We start from the raw sequence: 14,832 nt of genomic DNA, 5'->3' as shown, positions 1-14,832 counted from the left end.
TAGACGGGTTGCGCGAAGCTTCGGCGTTCTGCGTTCTTTGTCACACTTCGGGATCCTCAAAGCGGGAAAGCTCGAATTATGTGTGCCAAAGCCGCCCGTGTCCCGGCACTGGGCGAAACCCCTACAGCAATACCCCAACCCACAAGGAACAGCTGTGCCGCAAAGTACTCCCACAGATCTCCAGAGCCCCAAGGCGTCATCCGCAGCCGCGGGCTCCACCCTCAGCGCCGAGGGATACAAAAAGACCCTGAGCCGCCGTCACGTCACCATGATCGCCATGGGCGGTGCCATCGGCGTCGGCCTTTTCATGGGTGCCGGTGGCCGCCTGGCCTCCACGGGCCCGGCCCTGATCTTCTCCTACGCCATTGCCGGCGTCATCGCTTACCTGCTGATGCGTGCGCTCGGTGAACTCATCATGTACCGCCAGACGTCGGGCTCCTTCGTAAGCTACGCCGGCGAGATGTTCGGTAAGAAGGGCGCCTTCCTTTCCGGTTGGATGTACTTCATCAACTGGGCCATGACAGGCATTGCCGAACTCATCGCGATCGGCCTGTACTTCCAGTTCTTCTTCCCCAACGTGCCGATTGAACTGTCCGCCATCGCCGCATTGGTGCTGCTGGTGGCCGTGAACCTGTTCAGCGTCAAGGCATTCGGCGAGTTCGAATTCTGGGCATCCTGCCTCAAGGTCGCAGCAATCGTGATCTTCCTTGCTGTTGGTACCTTCATGGTTGTCACCAACGCCAAGGTTGGCGAGGGACACGCGTCTGTCGCGAACCTCTTCCACGAAGACGGCGGCATGTTCCCCAAGGGCGGCCTGGTGATGATCCTGGTCCTCAACGCCGTGATCTTCGCCTACAACGCCATTGAACTCGTCGGCATCACCGCTGGTGAGATGGAGAACCCGGAACGTGAAGTTCCCAAGGCGATCCGCGCCGTCGTGATCCGTATTGTGGTCTTCTACGTCGGTTCGGTGACGCTGCTTGCCATGCTGCTTCCATCCGACCAGTACGTTGCAGGCACCTCGCCGTTCGTTACCGTGTTCGGCCAGATGGGCCTTGGCTGGATGGGCGATGTCATGAACATGATCGTCATCACCGCCGCGCTGTCCTCCTGCAACTCCGGTCTCTACTCGATCGGCCGCATCTTCCGGACCATGGCCAACAACGGCCACGCCCCGCAGTGGCTCACCAAGATGTCCACCCGCCACGTGCCGTACGCGGCCATCCTGGCCATCGGCGGCGTTTACCTGGTGGGTATCCTCCTGAACATCTGGCTGGGCGGCTCGCACGCGTTCGATCTCGCGCTGAATACCGCCTCCATCGGCGTCATCTTCACGTGGGGATCCATTTTCGCGAGCCAGATTGCCTTGCGGAAGAAGCGTGGCAAGGTCTCCAGCCTTCCCATGCCCGGTTCGCCGTGGACCAGCTGGCTTGGCCTCATCGCGCTGCTTGTCATTACTGTGCTGATCGGCTTTGACACCATGACCGACAAAGCCACCGGAGAGGTGTTCCTGTTGGGCCTGTGGACCCTGGCGACGATTCCGTTCTTCGCCTTGGTGCTGTGGCTTGGCTGGCAGAAGGTCAAGAACAACCAGCCGAAGAGCGAACTTTTCAGCTGACGCTTGTGACATAACAAACGCACGACGACGGGCGCCCCTTCCGGTGATTGGTTCACCGGAAGGGGCGCTTGTGGTTGTTCTGCGTGGGTTTTGCTGGAAGGTTTTGCTGGAATCAGCCCGCCAGGTGCTTCGCGAAATGCTCCTCGATACGCTGCCAGGCTTCGGGGGCCGAGGCAGGGTCCGGCTTGATCCCCATGACCCGCATCAAGGGACGAAGCAGCTTGGGACCGACCGGGGCGTCGTTCATGAAGGCGTGGCCCGCCGTCGGAAATTCCTTGACGTCGTGCTCGACGCCGAGGCTGGTGAGGGACTGCTCCAGCTTGGCGGCGGCTCCGGGCAGGGTCCGGTCCTTGCCGCCGTAGTTGGCGACCACCGGGCAGGCACCCAGGAGGGCACTGTCCAGGTCCCGCGGCAGTTGGCCGTAGTTCACGGAGGCTGCGTCAAAACCGTCGTTCGCCACCAGCAAGGCGAATGCGCCGCCCATGCAGAAGCCGATGACGCCCACCTTGCCCGTGCACCTGTCATCGCTTCGCAGCCACTCCCGGGCGATTGCCACGTCGGTGAAGGCCCGGCCCCCGCCTGAGAGCAAAGAGCGCATGGTTGCGACGAGGCAGCGCCTGGTGCCGCCGTCGCTGTACAGGTCCACAGCGATTGTCAGGTAGCCCGCCGCAGCCAGCCGGTCTGCCTGCCGAAGCATCACGTCGTTCAGGCCAAAGGCCTCATGGATCATCACAACGCCCGGGAACGGCCCCTCTCCCCGGGGTTCGGCGAGGTATCCCTTGAGGGATGCGGAGCCTCCCGCTGCCTTGCTTTGCCCGCTCAGATCGATGGTGACCATGGTTTGGCCTTTCAACGTGGTTTCCCCCGACGGCGGTTTTTGTCAGTGCCCGGGGATAGGCTCGAAGCATGGAATTACCCACCACTTTGACGCAGCATATCAACGCCGGACCGGGGAAGGCTTGCCCTGGCATGCCGGATCTTCCGCAGGAATCCGGGAAGGCGGAGGCACTCTGATGGCGGCTGCGAAGGTTGCGGCCCCTAAAATCTCTCCGGTGCGCCTGGAGGAACTGCGCGACGACGACGCCCCGGACTTCCAGCGCGGCGAAAGGTACGACGGCGTCCGGCTCACCCGGGTCTCGGCGGACGGGGAGGAGCTGAGTGGCGCGGATTTCATCGAGTGTGAATTCAACGGTGTGTCCTTCAATGAGGCGCAGTTGCGTGGGGCGACGTTCCGTGAGTGCATTCTGGCTGAGCCGTACGCGCCCGTGTTCATGGCTGCGCGTACTTCCTGGCAGGATGTGGAGATCACCAATCCGCGGTGGGGTTCGGCCGAACTTTATGAGGGCATCTGGCGTTCCGTCCGAATCGACGGCGGCAAGCTGGACTACGTGAATCTCCGCGGGTCCAAGCTCATGGATGTGCAGATCTCCGATTGCATCATCAATGAACTCGATCTCGGTGGATGCACAGGGACCCGGGTTGCTTTGAAGAACTCCACCATCGGCACCCTGGACGTCACGGGTGCCAAGCTCAAGGACGTGGATCTGCGGACGTCGGAATTCCGGGGCATCAATGGTTTGGCAGGGTTGGCTGGGGTGGTGATTGACGACTACCAGCTGAGTCTGATGGCGCCCCTGCTGGCTGGTCACTTGGGGATCCGGGTGGTCTGAGCGGGGTCGCGGGACGGTCCGGCGGAGAGGTTCATCTGTTGACCGTCCCGCAGGGCCGTGTAATCTTTATAGAACGAACGGTCGGTATATTATTCCGGGCCGGTCCCTTTCACTTTCGCGAAGGATGTTCTCATGGTCGAGGCTTTTCTTGTTGGCGGCGCACGGACGCCCGTAGGTCGCTATGGTGGGGCGCTGTCCTCAGTCCGCCCCGACGATCTCGCCGCATTGGTGGTCCGGGAAGCTGTGGCGCGTGCCGGCGTCGATCCTGACTCGATTGATGAAGTGATCCTCGGCAACGCCAACGGTGCCGGCGAAGAAAACCGCAATGTTGCCCGCATGGCAACCTTGCTTGCCGGACTGCCCCTCCACATCCCGGGCATCACGGTCAACCGACTGTGCGCCTCGGGTTTGAGCGCCATCATCATGGCCAGCCAGATGATCAAATCCGGTGCCGCGGACATCGTGGTGGCCGGCGGCGTCGAGTCCATGAGCCGTGCACCCTGGGTCCAGGAAAAGCCCGCCACCGCGTTCGCCAAGCCGGGCCAGATCTTCGATACCTCCATCGGGTGGCGCTTCACCAACCCGTTGTTCACCAAGGGCGGGCTGTCCCGTGACGGCAAGATGACCTATTCCATGCCGGAAACGGCTGAGGAAGTGGGCCGTGTGGACAACATTTCGCGCGAAGACGCTGATGCTTTCGCCGTCCGTTCGCATGAACGCGCCCTGGCAGCCATTGCCGGCGGCCGGTTCATGGACGAGATCGTTCCCGTCACCGTCAAAACACGGAAGTCCGAGACTGTGGTGGACACGGACGAGGGCCCCCGCGAGGGAACCACCATGGACGTCCTTGCCGGGCTGCGGCCCGTTGTTCCGGGCGGATCCGTAGTGACCGCTGGCAACTCCTCAACGCTCAACGACGGCGCCTCGGCCATCATCGTCGCTTCCGAAGCCGCCATCAAGAAGTTCGGCCTCACGCCCCGCGCCCGCATCATCGACGGTGCCTCGGCCGGTTGCGAGCCGGAAATCATGGGCATCGGACCGGTCCCGGCCACGCAGAAGGTCCTGGGACGCACCGGGCTATCAGTGGACCAGCTCGGGGCCGTGGAACTCAACGAGGCCTTTGCCACCCAGTCGCTGGCCAGCATGCGTCGCCTTGGACTCGACCCCGAAATCGTCAACAACGACGGCGGCGCCATCAGTTTGGGACACCCCCTCGGTTCCAGCGGCTCAAGAATCGCCATCACGCTGCTGGGCCGGATGGAACGCGAACTGACCACGGTGACGGGACCAAAGCTCGGTCTGGCCACCATGTGCATCGGCGTAGGCCAAGGCACGGCAATGCTGCTGGAAGGCGTGTAATGGCACTGAATCCCGAGGATTTCACCACGCTTCTGCTCGAGGAGCGCGACGACCGCCTGACCGTTCTGCTGAACCGCCCCGAGGTCCGCAACGCCATCGACCAAAAGATGGTGGACGAGCTTCATGCGGTGTGTGCCGAGCTGGAACGCAACCCCAAAGTCCTGATCATCGCGGGAACAAATGGGGTCTTCGCCTCCGGGGCCGACATCGGACAACTGCGGGAGCGGCGCCGGGACGACGCCTTGCAGGGGATCAACTCGACCATCTTTGTCCGCATCGCCAAGCTGCCCATGCCCGTCATTGCCGCCTTGGACGGCTACTGCCTGGGAGGCGGTGCCGAGCTCGCCTACGCTGCGGACTTCCGGATCGGCACCCCGAGCGTGCGGATCGGAAACCCGGAGACCGGCCTGGGCATCATGGCCGCTGCCGGCGCTACCTGGCGCCTGAAGGAACTCGTCGGTGAACCGAAAGCCAAGGAGATACTACTGGCCGGCGCGGTGCTGCGGGCCGAAGAAGCCCTGCGGATCAACCTCATCACGGGAATCTACGAGGCACCCGAGCTGATTGATGCGGCTCATGCTCTGGCGGACCGGATCGCCCGGCAGGATCCGATGGCCGTGCGCATCACCAAGTCGGTGTTCCATGCGCCGGCGGAGGCCCACCCCGTGATTGACACACTCGCCCAGGGAATCCTCTTTGAGTCCCAGGCCAAGTTCGACCGCATGCAGGCATTCCTCGATAAGAAATCGGCCGCTTCGCACGACAAAGACGCCCCCGCGCAGGACAGGAACCGGAAATGACCGCAGTACCCGAAATTCCGCACGTCGTAGGAGTGCTGGGCGGTGGCCGGATGGGTGCCGGCATCGCGCACGCCTTCCTCACCAAGGGGGCCACCGTGGTGGTGGTGGAACGCGACCATGAGGCTGCAGCCGGTGCCCACTCCCGGGTAGCCGACGCCGTGGCAAAATCCGCTGCCCGCGGCACCCTCACGGAAACTACCGAAGATGTGATGTCCCGGTTCAGTGCCTCCACGGACTACGAATCGTTCATCCACTGTGGCTTGGTGGTGGAAGCCGTGCCGGAGGACTACGACCTCAAGGTCACGGCGCTCAAGGCGGTGGAGGAGCACCTCTCTGCCGATGCCTTCCTGGCCTCCAACACGTCGTCGCTTTCGGTCACAGGACTCGCCAACGAACTTCGCCGTCCCGCCAACTTCGTCGGGCTGCACTTCTTCAACCCTGTTCCCGCCTCCACCCTCATCGAAGTGGTGCTGGCCAAGGAGACGTCTCCCGAACTCGCTGCTGCGGCGAAAAGCTGGACTGAGGCACTCGGCAAGACCGCCGTCGTCGTCAATGACGCTCCTGGCTTCGCGTCCTCACGGCTGGGCGTGGCGATTGCCCTGGAAGCGATGCGCATGGTGGAAGAAGGCGTGGCCTCAGCGGAAGACATCGATGCCGCCATGGTTCTCGGCTACAAGCACCCCACAGGACCGCTGAAGACCACGGACATCGTTGGGCTGGATGTGCGGCTCGGCATTGCCGAGTATCTCCATTCCACGCTGGGTGACCGTTTTGCTCCGCCGCAGATCCTGCGGGACAAAGTGGCGCGGGGCGAGCTGGGCCGCAAGACCGGCAAGGGTTTCTTCGACTGGAACGACTAATCGCCGCAGCCGGTTAGGCTATCCGGGTGACTTTCATTGAACCCATCACCTTGACCGGCAAGTTCGTGACCCTTGAGCCGTTGACGCAGGAACACCACGATGGCCTGGTGGACGCGGCCCGGGATGGCGACTTGTGGAAGCTCTGGTACACCTCGGTTCCCACTCCGGAGGGCATGGCTGCGGACATCGAACGCCGCCTTTCGTTGCAGGAGGCCGGCTCCATGCTGCCCTTCGCCACACGGTCCAGGGCTACGGGCAAGCTGATCGGCATGACCACCTACATGAACATCGACGCAGCGACCCCTCGCGTGGAGATCGGTTCCACTTGGAACGCGGCCTCGGCGCACGGCACGGGAACCAACCCGGATTCCAAGTTGCTGCTGCTGAGGCACGCCTTTGAAGTGTTGGGCTGTCCTGCCGTGGAATTCCGCACGCACTGGCTGAACCACCAGTCCCGCGAAGCCATTGCCCGGCTCGGCGCCAAGCAGGACGGGGTGCTCCGGAACCACTCCCGCACCAAGGACGGCGTGCTTCGCGACACCGTGGTGTTCTCCATCCTCGAGCACGAGTGGCCGGCTGTCCGCAACGGTCTGGAGTACCGGCTGGCCAAGTACGGCGCCGAGGGGTGAGCTTTCGGCGGTAAGCGCCGGCGTTTAGTCCCGAGAGCTCACCCCTCGGCGGGCAGTTAGTCCCGAGAGCTCACCCCTCGGCGGGCAGTCCCTTCCTCGCACCCAATGTGCTTAGCTGGCTGCTATGGATGGGACTTCTTCAACTCACCAAAGTGTCCACTGGGATGGCGCTGTCAACGCCTGGAAGATCGCCGGCGACGTGTACCGGATGGGTCGCCACGAATGGGTCACCGGGGACGGCTGGCAGCAAATGTACGACGACGGCGTCCGCACCGTGATCGACCTCCGCGCCTCGCGCGAGCGGCGGCAACGCGACACCGATCCCGAGGTGCCGGACGATGTGAAGGCGCGGATCGACGTCGTCCATTGCCCTACGGAAGACCCGGACCACAGCCAATTCGATGAGTTGTTTGGTCCGTACCTGAGGGATCCGGCACAGTACGGCGACTATCTGCAGCTGTTCGGGGACAAAGTGGCCGCGGTTTTCAAGGCCATTGCTGCCTCACCGGGCAAAGTGGTGGTGCACTGTTCTGCCGGGAGGGACCGGAGCGGCATGATCGCCCTGATGCTGCAGCGGCTCGCGGGGATGGACGATCAGGAAATCCTTGCCGGGTACGAGCTTGCGGCCCGGGGAATCAACGAGCGGCACCGGACCCATGGCGCGCCACACGCACATGATCCGTACCTTCCCGATGAGCAGCTCGAGGCCATGGTGGCCGAACGCCTGAGGAGCCTGCGGATCTTCCTGGCTTCGCTTGATGTTGCTGGATTCCTCACGGACAACGGGGTTTCTCCGGAGGAGCTGGGCGCGGTCCGGGCCAAAGTGGGAGCCAGGCCGGACTTCCCCGGTTGAAAAACAACTGCTGTACTCGCCGGGGGATTCATGTACCCTGTATATATTACCGAACGGCCGGTCAGTAATGTTGGCTTCTGTCATCAATGACCGTGCCGATTTCATGTGCCTTGGAAGGACCCGTCGACGATGACCACTACCGCAGTCGCCCCGGAAACCACAGCCGTTGCCACCGTCCCCAGCTACGTCCAGGGGGCCTGGTGGACCCCGGCGCCTGACGCCAGGAAGGTTCCTGTACGCGACGCCAGCACCGGAGAAGTCCTGGCGAACGTGAGCACCGACGGACTGGACCTCGCCGCCGTCGTGAATTTCGCGCGCACTACCGGCCAGGCCGAACTTGGAAAACTGACGTTCCACCAGCGCGCACTCAAGCTCAAAGAGCTTGCCATGTACCTCAACGGACGCCGTGAAGAGCTCTACGCGTCTTCCTCGCAGAGCGGCGCCACCAAGATCGACAACATGATCGACATCGACGGCGGCATCGGTGTCCTCTTTACCTTCGGTTCCAAAGGACGCCGCGAACTCCCGAACTCACAGGTCATTGTTGACGGCCCCATGGAGGTGCTCTCCAAGGACGGCTCGTTCGCCGGTCAACACATCTACACCCGCATTCCCGGCGTCGCCGTGCAGATCAACGCCTTCAACTTCCCGGTCTGGGGCATGCTGGAAAAGTTCGCACCCGCGTTCCTGGCCGGCGTTCCCACCATCGTGAAGCCGGCGACTCCCACGGGCTATGTGGCCGCTGACGCCGTGAAGGCAATAGTCGAGTCCGGCATCCTCCCGGCAGGTTCCCTCCAGCTGATTTCAGGCTCCGCGCGGACCATCCTGGACGAACTCGACTACCGCGACCTCGTCTCCTTCACCGGCTCGGCGTCCACCGCGAACTCGCTCAAATCCCACCGCAACGTGGTCCAGGGCGGCGTTCGCTTCACCTCCGAGACCGACTCGCTCAACGCCGCCATCCTCGGTCCCGACGCCGTCCCCGGTACCCCCGAGTTCGACGCCTTTGTCAAAGCGGTCGTCACCGAGATGACCGTCAAGGCGGGCCAGAAGTGCACCGCCATCCGCCGCATCATCGTTCCGCAGGAGCTGACCGCCGACGTCGCGGCCGCCGTCGGGGCCCGCATCAACGAGCGCGTTGTCCTCGGTGACCCGCGCGCCGAGGGCGTCACCATGGGCGCCCTGGCTTCCCTCGAACAGCTCGCCGACGTCCGCGCGGCCGTGCAGTCAATGCTCGACGCCGGAGGTGAACTTGCGTACGGATCTCTCGATTCGCCGTCGGTGACCTCCGTTGGTGGCGCGGTGGGCGTTGTGCAGGGCGGTGCGTTCATGTCGCCCGTGCTCCTCAACTGGGCCAACGCCGAAGCCGAGGAAGTCCACTCCCTGGAAGCTTTCGGGCCTGTTTCTTCCGTGCTCGGGTACTCCGACCTTGCCGACGCCATCCGCTTGGCAGCCCGCGGCTCGGGTTCGCTGGTGGCCTCCGTGTGCACCAACGATCCCGCTGTCGCCCGCGAACTGGTGACGGGAATCGCCGCCCACCACGGCCGCGTGCACATGCTGAACCGCGAAGACGCGCGCTCATCCACAGGGCACGGATCGCCCGTACCCCACCTGGTCCACGGCGGTCCCGGCCGGGCCGGCGGCGGCGAGGAACTGGGCGGCATCCGCTCCGTCCTGCACCACATGCAGCGCACGGCCATCCAAGGGTCCCCGAACATGCTCACCGCGGTCACTGGCCAGTGGCACACCGGTGCCGACCGCAACTTCACGGTCGAAACCGAAGGCGAGCACCCGTTCCGGAAGCACCTCTCAACCCTGCGCATTGGCGACGCCGTCCGTTCGGACCTGCGCCAGGTGAGCCTCGAAGACATCACCGCCTTCGCGAACTCCACGGGCGACACCTTCTACGCGCACACCAACCAGGAGGCTGCCGAGGCCAACCCGTTCTTCCCGGGCATCGTGGCCCACGGCTACTTGCTGCTGAGCTGGGCCGCAGGTCTGTTCGTGGAGCCCGCGCCGGGTCCCGTGCTGGCCAACTACGGCCTGGAGAACCTGCGCTTCATCACCCCTGTTGCAGCGGGTGACTCCATCCGGGTCACGTTGACCGCCAAGAAGATCACCCCGCGTGAGACCGACGAGTACGGCGAGGTGGCCTGGGACGCCGTCCTGACCAACCAGAACGACGAAATCGTCGCCACCTACGATGTCCTGACCCTCGTGGAGAAGTAACCCTCCCTCAGGTCCCTGGGGTTTGGTGGTGACGCCGGCTCACGAACAAAACGCCTTCCCACATTGTGGGAGGGCGTTTCGTTTTGAGCCTGCGCGTCTGAGGGCGTGGGCTGTGCGGGAGGGTCAGGCTGCGGTGTGGAGTCCGTCGAAGGCCATGGTGATGACGTCGTCCGCGAGCTTCTCGGGGGACAGTGAGCCGCCGGGCTTGTACCACTCGACGATCGAGTTGATGGTGCCGAACAGGAGGCGTGTGACGGTCCGGGGATCGATGTCCTGGCGCAGGGAGCCGTCCTCGCGGGCAGCGGAGATCAGTTCAGCTACCTTGTGGTCGAACGCGCGCCGGCGTTCCAGTGCGTCCCGTTCGATCTCCGTGTTGCCACGCAATCGCAGGAGCAGGGTCACGAACGGCAGCCGGTCCACCAGCACGGCGATGGTCTGCCGCAGCACGAACTCGAGGCGTGCATCGGCGGGCCCTGACGTGGCCGAGGGCTCCTCCAGGATGGCCTCAAGACCGCCCAACGCGTGGTCCAGGGCGAGCTTCAGAAGATCGCCCTTGGACGGCACGTGGTGGTAGATGGCTGACTTGGAGATCCCGAGGTTCTCGGCCAGAATGCCCATGGACGTTGCGTCGTACCCGTGGCGGTTGAAGACGTCGACGGCGATGCGGAGCACCGACTGCTGGTCATAACCGGGCCGTCCGCGCTTGGTGGTGGTCTCAGTAGGCATGCTGGCATTTTCTCATGATCTCAACGGGGGGAGGCGCTCAGCCCTTGGGCCGCATGTCGTAGATCCGGCGGAGCTTGCCATTTGACCGCTCAAGCGAACCTGGCTCCACAACATCGACGACGCAGGATGACCCGACGTGGATCTTGATCTGCTCACGCAAGGCGTGTGCCGCCGTCGTGCCGGCATCAGCGGTGACGTTTTCGCGCCGCTCGATCTTCACGGTCAGCGAGTCCATGCGTTTGCCCTCCGGGCGGGTGATTTCAAGTTGGAAGTGTGGGCTGAGCTCGGGGATACGGAGCGCGATTTCTTCGATCTGGGACGGGAAGAGGTTCACGCCGCGGAGGATGATCATGTCGTCGCTGCGTCCGGTGATGCGGCCCATACGGCGGTGCGCGGGGCGTGCGGTGCCGGGGAGCAGGCGGGTGAGGTCCTTGGTGCGGTACCGGATGATGGGCAGGGCTTCTTTGGTCAAAGAGGTAAACACCAACTCGCCCGGTTCGCCGTCAGCAAGGACCGTGGAGTGATCAAAGGGATCGATGATTTCGGGGCGGAAGTGGTCCTCCCAGATGTGGCAGCCGTCCTGCGTCTCAACAGCTTCGCCGGCGACGCCCGGACCCATGACTTCGGAGAGCCCGTAGATGTCCGAGGCTTTGATGTTCATGGTGACTTCGAGTTCGTGGCGCATCTCTTCGGTCCACGGTTCGGCGCCGAGCACGGCGTACTTGAGCGAGGTGGACGTGGGATCGATACCCATGTGCGCCATGGCGTCGGCGATGGTGAGCAGGTACGTGGGGGTGGCCAGGATGGCGTCCGGCTTGAAGTCCTGGATGAGCTGGATCTGGCGTTCGGTCTGGCCGCCCGACATGGGGATGACGGTGCAGCCCAGCGCTTCGGCGCCTGCGTGCGCACCGAGGCCCCCGGTGAAGAGGCCGTAGCCGTAGGCGTTGTGCACCTTCATGCCGGGCCGGACGCCGGAGGCGCGGAAGGAGCGGGCCACCAGGGTTGCCCAGTTGGCGAGGTCGTTCTTGGTGTAGCCCACCACGGTTGGCCGTCCGGTGGTGCCGGAGCTGGCGTGGATGCGTGCCACCTGGTCCTGCGGCACGGCGAACATGCCGAACGGGTACTCCAGGCGGAGGTCTTCCTTGGTGGTATACGGGAACTTGCCAAGATCGCTGAGCTCGCGCAGGTCGGTGGGGTGCACGCCGGCTTCGTCGAACTTGCGCTTGTACAGGGGAACGCGGTCGTAGGCGTAGGCCACGGTGTGCTGCAGGCGGGTGAGCTGCAGTGCCTCGAGTTCGTCGCGGGAGATGGTCTCTTCACGGTCCAGCACGGGAGCACTGGCCTTGGAGTCGGCAGTAGCGGGTGCGGCCACGGTGTTCTGGGTCATGGGGGTTCCTACTTCTTGGAGATGGTACGGCTGCGGCCACGGAACTCGGCAATGAGTTCGCCGGGCGCGGTGTCGGGGGTGGCGTCGGGTGAAGCCGCGAAGATCTGGATGTCGTACAGCCCGCTGCGTCCGGTGCTTGCTCGGCGGTTTGCGACGGCGGTAACCACCTGGCCTTGGAAGGCCGGCTTGATGAAGTTGATGTCGACGCCGGAGGCTACCGTGATGGAGGCCGCCTCCTCGGGCGTCGGGTTGGCCGGGTTGCAGGCCAGTGCGAAAGCGGTGTCGCCGAAGGCAAAGATCATGCCGCCGTGGGCCATGCCGAATCCGTTGAGCATCTCCTGCCGGAGGTGCATGCGGATGGTGGCGTGGCCGTCGTCGAGTTTGAGGACCTCGATACCCATCCATTCGGACGCGTAGTCGTTCGTCAGGATGTGGTGCGATGCACCGGAGAGGGTTGTTTCAACCATGCGTCATTGCCTCCAGCTTTATTTACCGAATGTTCATTAGGTAATCCCAGATCGCGCCACGTGTCAAGACTGGGCCACTATTCGTCCCGGCCTAGTAGCCTCGTGTGCATGCCCGAAATTGAGCTCCCGATTGTCACCGACCGCCTGATCCTGCGCCGTTTCGTCGTGGAAGATCTCGAACGCTTCCACGAATACCAGGCCCTCCCCGAAACAGCCCGCTTCCTGTTCCGCCACGAACTCACCAAGACCAGGTCCATGGAAGTCCTGGGGCGCTACGCCAACTTCGAGTTCAACCAGGAAGGGGACTGGGTTTGCCTGGCCATTGAGCGCCAGGACCAGCCGGGCCTGGTGGGGGAGGTAGTGCTGAAATGGCTGGAGGGCACCGGGCAGGGAGAACTTGGCTGGATCCTGCACCCGGATGCCCGCGGCCACGGGTACGCCACCGAAGCAGCCGAAGCCGTTCTGCGCCTGGCATTCGAGCACTTGTCCTTCCACCGCGTGGACGCCAAGCTGGACGCCCTCAACGAAGGCTCGGCAGCGGTCTGCCACCGGCTCGGGATGCGTTTGGAGGCAACCTTGGTGGACAACTGGCACTACAAGGGCCAGTGGGCCACGGAGAACATTTACGCAATCCTGGATTCTGAGTGGCGCAACCGGCACCGTCCGTGGACCCGCAGCGTCAGCTGACCGGCCAGGTGTCGTGGTGCTTTAGTTGCTCGGTCAGCTGCGCCTCGGCCAGCGGCCTGCTGAAGAAGTACCCCTGTCCACTGGTGCAGCCGATGCCCAACAGATACTCAGCCTGTTCCGCAGTTTCGATGCCCTCCCAGACGGCCTTCAGCCCGCATGCCCGGATGAGCTGCAGGACCGCTGCCAGGAGGGCAGGCTGGGAAGGATCGCTTCCCAGTGCTGACAGGAGCGTCCTGTCCACTTTCACTGTGTCCACGGGCAACTGCCGCAGATAGCTGATGGACGAATAGCCCGTGCCGAAGTCGTCGATCTCCAGGCCCACGCCCAGGCGGCGCAGGCTGTTAAGGGTGTATCGGTCCAGGTCGTTTCCCTGGATGACGGCGCTCTCGGTCAGTTCAAGCACCAGGAGTGACGGGTCCAGATCCGCCGAAGCAAGTGCTTCCCGCACGTCCTCCACGAACTCCAACCGCTGCAGGTCCGCCGCCGAAACGTTGATGCGCATGCTGAAGTGGTGGCGTCGGGTCAGTGGGTCGCTTCGCCACTGCTTCAACTGTTCGACGGCGGTGCGGAGCACCCAGCCGCCAAGATCGGAAATCATGCCCGTTTCTTCGGCAATGGGGATGAATTCATCGGGCATGACGAGTCCGCGGGTGGGGTGGTTCCAGCGGACCAGCGCCTCTACGCCTTCGATTTCCCGGGTGTCCAGCCTGACGATGGGCTGGTAGTGGAGCACCAGCTGGGATCCGGCGATTGCCTCCTTGAGTTCGCCGACGAGTTGGTTGCGCATCTGCCGCGCATGCAACATGGCCGGTTCGAAGACTTTCAGTCGCCCCCGGCCGTCGGATTTGGACTCGTACATGGCGATGTCCGCTTCCATCATGAGTTCCTCCGCGCGCTGGCCGGGCTCGGCCATGCGCAGGCCCATGCTGGCACCGCACCGGAGGTGCTGGCCCTCAATCGCCATGACTTCCACGACGGCGGCAAGGATGCGGTTGCCGATGACGGCGGCTTCGCTGGGGGTTACTCCGGGGATCAACACCGCGAATTCATCGCCACCCATCCGCGCCACCATGTCCTGTTCCCGGACCGCTCCGCTGATTCTCCCGGCTACGGTTTCCAGGACTTTGTCGCCGATGGTGTGGCCCAGGGAGTCATTGATGGCTTTGAAGCCGTCCATATCCAGCAACAGGATGGCCGCGCGCTTCCTGCCGTCCGCTTCCCCGGCCTGCACTTCGTTGAGCGCGGAGGCGAATGCCGAACGGTTGTGCAGGCCCGTCAAAGGATCGGTCATGGCCATGCGGCGCATGGCGAGGTGGGCTTCGTTGAGCTGTTGGGTACGGGCCTGCACCCGCTGTTCGAGCTCCTCGTAGACTATCTGCAGATCCTCGGCCAGGAGGTTGGTGCCCATGATCACGGCGTCGATCTCATCGCGCGCTTCGGAGACCTGCACCCGGGTGGTCAGGTCCCCTGCCGCGAGCCGGACGATCCCTTCGAGGAGCAGCTCCAAGCGGGGATCGTTGCCGGAATACATGCTTGCTTCGGACACG

Annotated in this window: 14 protein-coding genes; 9 read left to right on the top strand and 5 right to left on the bottom strand. The window is 63.8% G+C overall.

Going from position 1 to position 14,832, the window contains the following annotated elements; translation table 11 throughout:
* Nucleotides 1–154 precede the first annotated feature (154 nt).
* The gene (locus IEY62_RS04055) at nucleotides 155–1,618 is read left to right on the top strand and encodes an amino acid permease (protein WP_189014125.1); all 1,464 of its coding nucleotides are present in this window, start codon (nucleotides 155–157) and stop codon (nucleotides 1,616–1,618) included.
* A gap of 112 nt (nucleotides 1,619–1,730) precedes the next feature.
* Here IEY62_RS04055 and IEY62_RS04050 read toward each other — a convergent pair whose 3' ends face one another.
* Nucleotides 1,731–2,456 carry a dienelactone hydrolase family protein gene (locus tag IEY62_RS04050; protein WP_189014123.1) on the bottom strand — a complete coding sequence of 242 codons (726 nt, stop codon included), beginning with the start codon at nucleotides 2,454–2,456 and terminating at the stop codon, nucleotides 1,731–1,733.
* 175 nt (nucleotides 2,457–2,631) lie between these two features.
* Between IEY62_RS04050 and IEY62_RS04045 the strand changes: the two genes are divergently transcribed.
* The 7 genes from IEY62_RS04045 to paaZ all read left to right on the top strand — a co-directional run bounded on the left by IEY62_RS04045 (nucleotide 2,632) and on the right by paaZ (nucleotide 10,018).
* Nucleotides 2,632–3,288 carry a pentapeptide repeat-containing protein gene (locus tag IEY62_RS04045; protein WP_189014121.1) on the top strand — a complete coding sequence of 219 codons (657 nt, stop codon included), beginning with the start codon at nucleotides 2,632–2,634 and terminating at the stop codon, nucleotides 3,286–3,288.
* 132 nt (nucleotides 3,289–3,420) lie between these two features.
* Nucleotides 3,421–4,647, top strand: coding sequence for a thiolase family protein (locus tag IEY62_RS04040; RefSeq protein WP_189014118.1), 1,227 nt, complete (start codon nucleotides 3,421–3,423; stop codon nucleotides 4,645–4,647).
* Nucleotides 4,647–5,447: an enoyl-CoA hydratase/isomerase family protein gene (locus tag IEY62_RS04035; RefSeq protein ID WP_189014116.1), complete on the top strand. Its 801-nt coding sequence runs from the start codon at nucleotides 4,647–4,649 to the stop codon at nucleotides 5,445–5,447. The genes IEY62_RS04040 and IEY62_RS04035 overlap by 1 nt, the downstream gene beginning before the upstream one ends.
* Entirely contained in the window at nucleotides 5,444–6,307 is an 864-nt protein-coding gene (locus IEY62_RS04030) for a 3-hydroxyacyl-CoA dehydrogenase family protein (RefSeq protein WP_189014115.1), read from the top strand. Before IEY62_RS04035 ends, IEY62_RS04030 begins: the two co-directional genes overlap by 4 nt.
* Nucleotides 6,308–6,333: 26 nt before the next feature.
* Nucleotides 6,334–6,936 (top strand): GNAT family N-acetyltransferase, encoded by a 603-nt coding sequence (locus IEY62_RS04025; protein ID WP_189014113.1) that lies wholly within the window; start codon nucleotides 6,334–6,336, stop codon nucleotides 6,934–6,936.
* Nucleotides 6,937–7,060: 124 nt separating this feature from the next.
* Nucleotides 7,061–7,789, top strand: a complete 729-nt coding sequence (locus tag IEY62_RS04020; RefSeq protein WP_189014111.1) for a tyrosine-protein phosphatase — start codon at nucleotides 7,061–7,063, stop codon at nucleotides 7,787–7,789.
* A gap of 129 nt (nucleotides 7,790–7,918) precedes the next feature.
* Nucleotides 7,919–10,018, top strand: a complete 2,100-nt coding sequence (gene paaZ, locus IEY62_RS04015; RefSeq protein WP_189014109.1) for a phenylacetic acid degradation bifunctional protein PaaZ — start codon at nucleotides 7,919–7,921, stop codon at nucleotides 10,016–10,018.
* A 123-nt stretch (nucleotides 10,019–10,141) separates the two neighbouring features.
* Here paaZ and IEY62_RS04010 read toward each other — a convergent pair whose 3' ends face one another.
* The 3 genes from IEY62_RS04010 to IEY62_RS04000 are packed head-to-tail and all read right to left on the bottom strand — an operon-like array spanning nucleotide 10,142 to nucleotide 12,598.
* Nucleotides 10,142–10,744 (bottom strand): TetR/AcrR family transcriptional regulator, encoded by a 603-nt coding sequence (locus tag IEY62_RS04010; RefSeq protein WP_018776946.1) that lies wholly within the window; start codon nucleotides 10,742–10,744, stop codon nucleotides 10,142–10,144.
* Nucleotides 10,745–10,781: 37 nt separating this feature from the next.
* Nucleotides 10,782–12,131, bottom strand: coding sequence for a phenylacetate--CoA ligase PaaK (paaK, locus tag IEY62_RS04005; RefSeq protein ID WP_189014106.1), 1,350 nt, complete (start codon nucleotides 12,129–12,131; stop codon nucleotides 10,782–10,784).
* 8 nt (nucleotides 12,132–12,139) lie between these two features.
* A complete protein-coding gene (locus IEY62_RS04000) occupies nucleotides 12,140–12,598 on the bottom strand; it encodes a hotdog fold thioesterase (RefSeq protein ID WP_189014104.1) in 459 nt (152 codons plus the stop codon).
* A gap of 108 nt (nucleotides 12,599–12,706) precedes the next feature.
* Between IEY62_RS04000 and IEY62_RS03995 the strand changes: the two genes are divergently transcribed.
* Nucleotides 12,707–13,285, top strand: a complete 579-nt coding sequence (locus tag IEY62_RS03995; protein WP_189014102.1) for a GNAT family N-acetyltransferase — start codon at nucleotides 12,707–12,709, stop codon at nucleotides 13,283–13,285.
* On the opposite strand, the gene IEY62_RS03990 is transcribed toward IEY62_RS03995, so the two are convergent.
* On the bottom strand, nucleotides 13,278–14,831 hold the full coding sequence (locus IEY62_RS03990; protein WP_189014100.1) for a putative bifunctional diguanylate cyclase/phosphodiesterase: 1,554 nt from the start codon (nucleotides 14,829–14,831) through the stop codon (nucleotides 13,278–13,280). The two genes, IEY62_RS03995 and IEY62_RS03990, sit on opposite strands and share 8 nt — an antisense overlap.
* Nucleotide 14,832 lies beyond the last annotated feature (1 nt).

Origin of the sequence: Paenarthrobacter histidinolovorans (genome assembly GCF_014647595.1) — a bacterium.
GTDB classification, from domain to species: Bacteria; Actinomycetota; Actinomycetes; order Actinomycetales; family Micrococcaceae; genus Arthrobacter; species Arthrobacter histidinolovorans.
This window is presented reverse-complemented; position numbering and strand designations above follow the sequence as displayed.

What these genes read in the sequence shown, in the direction of transcription:
- IEY62_RS04000 (WP_189014104.1), bottom strand. Translation starts at nt 12,598, where the DNA reads ATGGTTGAAACAACCCTCTCCGGTGCATCGCACCACATCCTGACGAAC.
- paaZ (WP_189014109.1), top strand. Translation starts at nt 7,919, where the DNA reads ATGACCACTACCGCAGTCGCCCCGGAAACCACAGCCGTTGCCACCGTC.
- IEY62_RS04035 (WP_189014116.1), top strand. Translation starts at nt 4,647, where the DNA reads ATGGCACTGAATCCCGAGGATTTCACCACGCTTCTGCTCGAGGAGCGC.
- IEY62_RS04020 (WP_189014111.1), top strand. Translation starts at nt 7,061, where the DNA reads ATGGATGGGACTTCTTCAACTCACCAAAGTGTCCACTGGGATGGCGCT.
- IEY62_RS04010 (WP_018776946.1), bottom strand. Translation starts at nt 10,744, where the DNA reads ATGCCTACTGAGACCACCACCAAGCGCGGACGGCCCGGTTATGACCAG.
- paaK (WP_189014106.1), bottom strand. Translation starts at nt 12,131, where the DNA reads ATGACCCAGAACACCGTGGCCGCACCCGCTACTGCCGACTCCAAGGCC.
- IEY62_RS04050 (WP_189014123.1), bottom strand. Translation starts at nt 2,456, where the DNA reads ATGGTCACCATCGATCTGAGCGGGCAAAGCAAGGCAGCGGGAGGCTCC.
- IEY62_RS04045 (WP_189014121.1), top strand. Translation starts at nt 2,632, where the DNA reads ATGGCGGCTGCGAAGGTTGCGGCCCCTAAAATCTCTCCGGTGCGCCTG.
- IEY62_RS04040 (WP_189014118.1), top strand. Translation starts at nt 3,421, where the DNA reads ATGGTCGAGGCTTTTCTTGTTGGCGGCGCACGGACGCCCGTAGGTCGC.
- IEY62_RS03995 (WP_189014102.1), top strand. Translation starts at nt 12,707, where the DNA reads ATGCCCGAAATTGAGCTCCCGATTGTCACCGACCGCCTGATCCTGCGC.
- IEY62_RS04030 (WP_189014115.1), top strand. Translation starts at nt 5,444, where the DNA reads ATGACCGCAGTACCCGAAATTCCGCACGTCGTAGGAGTGCTGGGCGGT.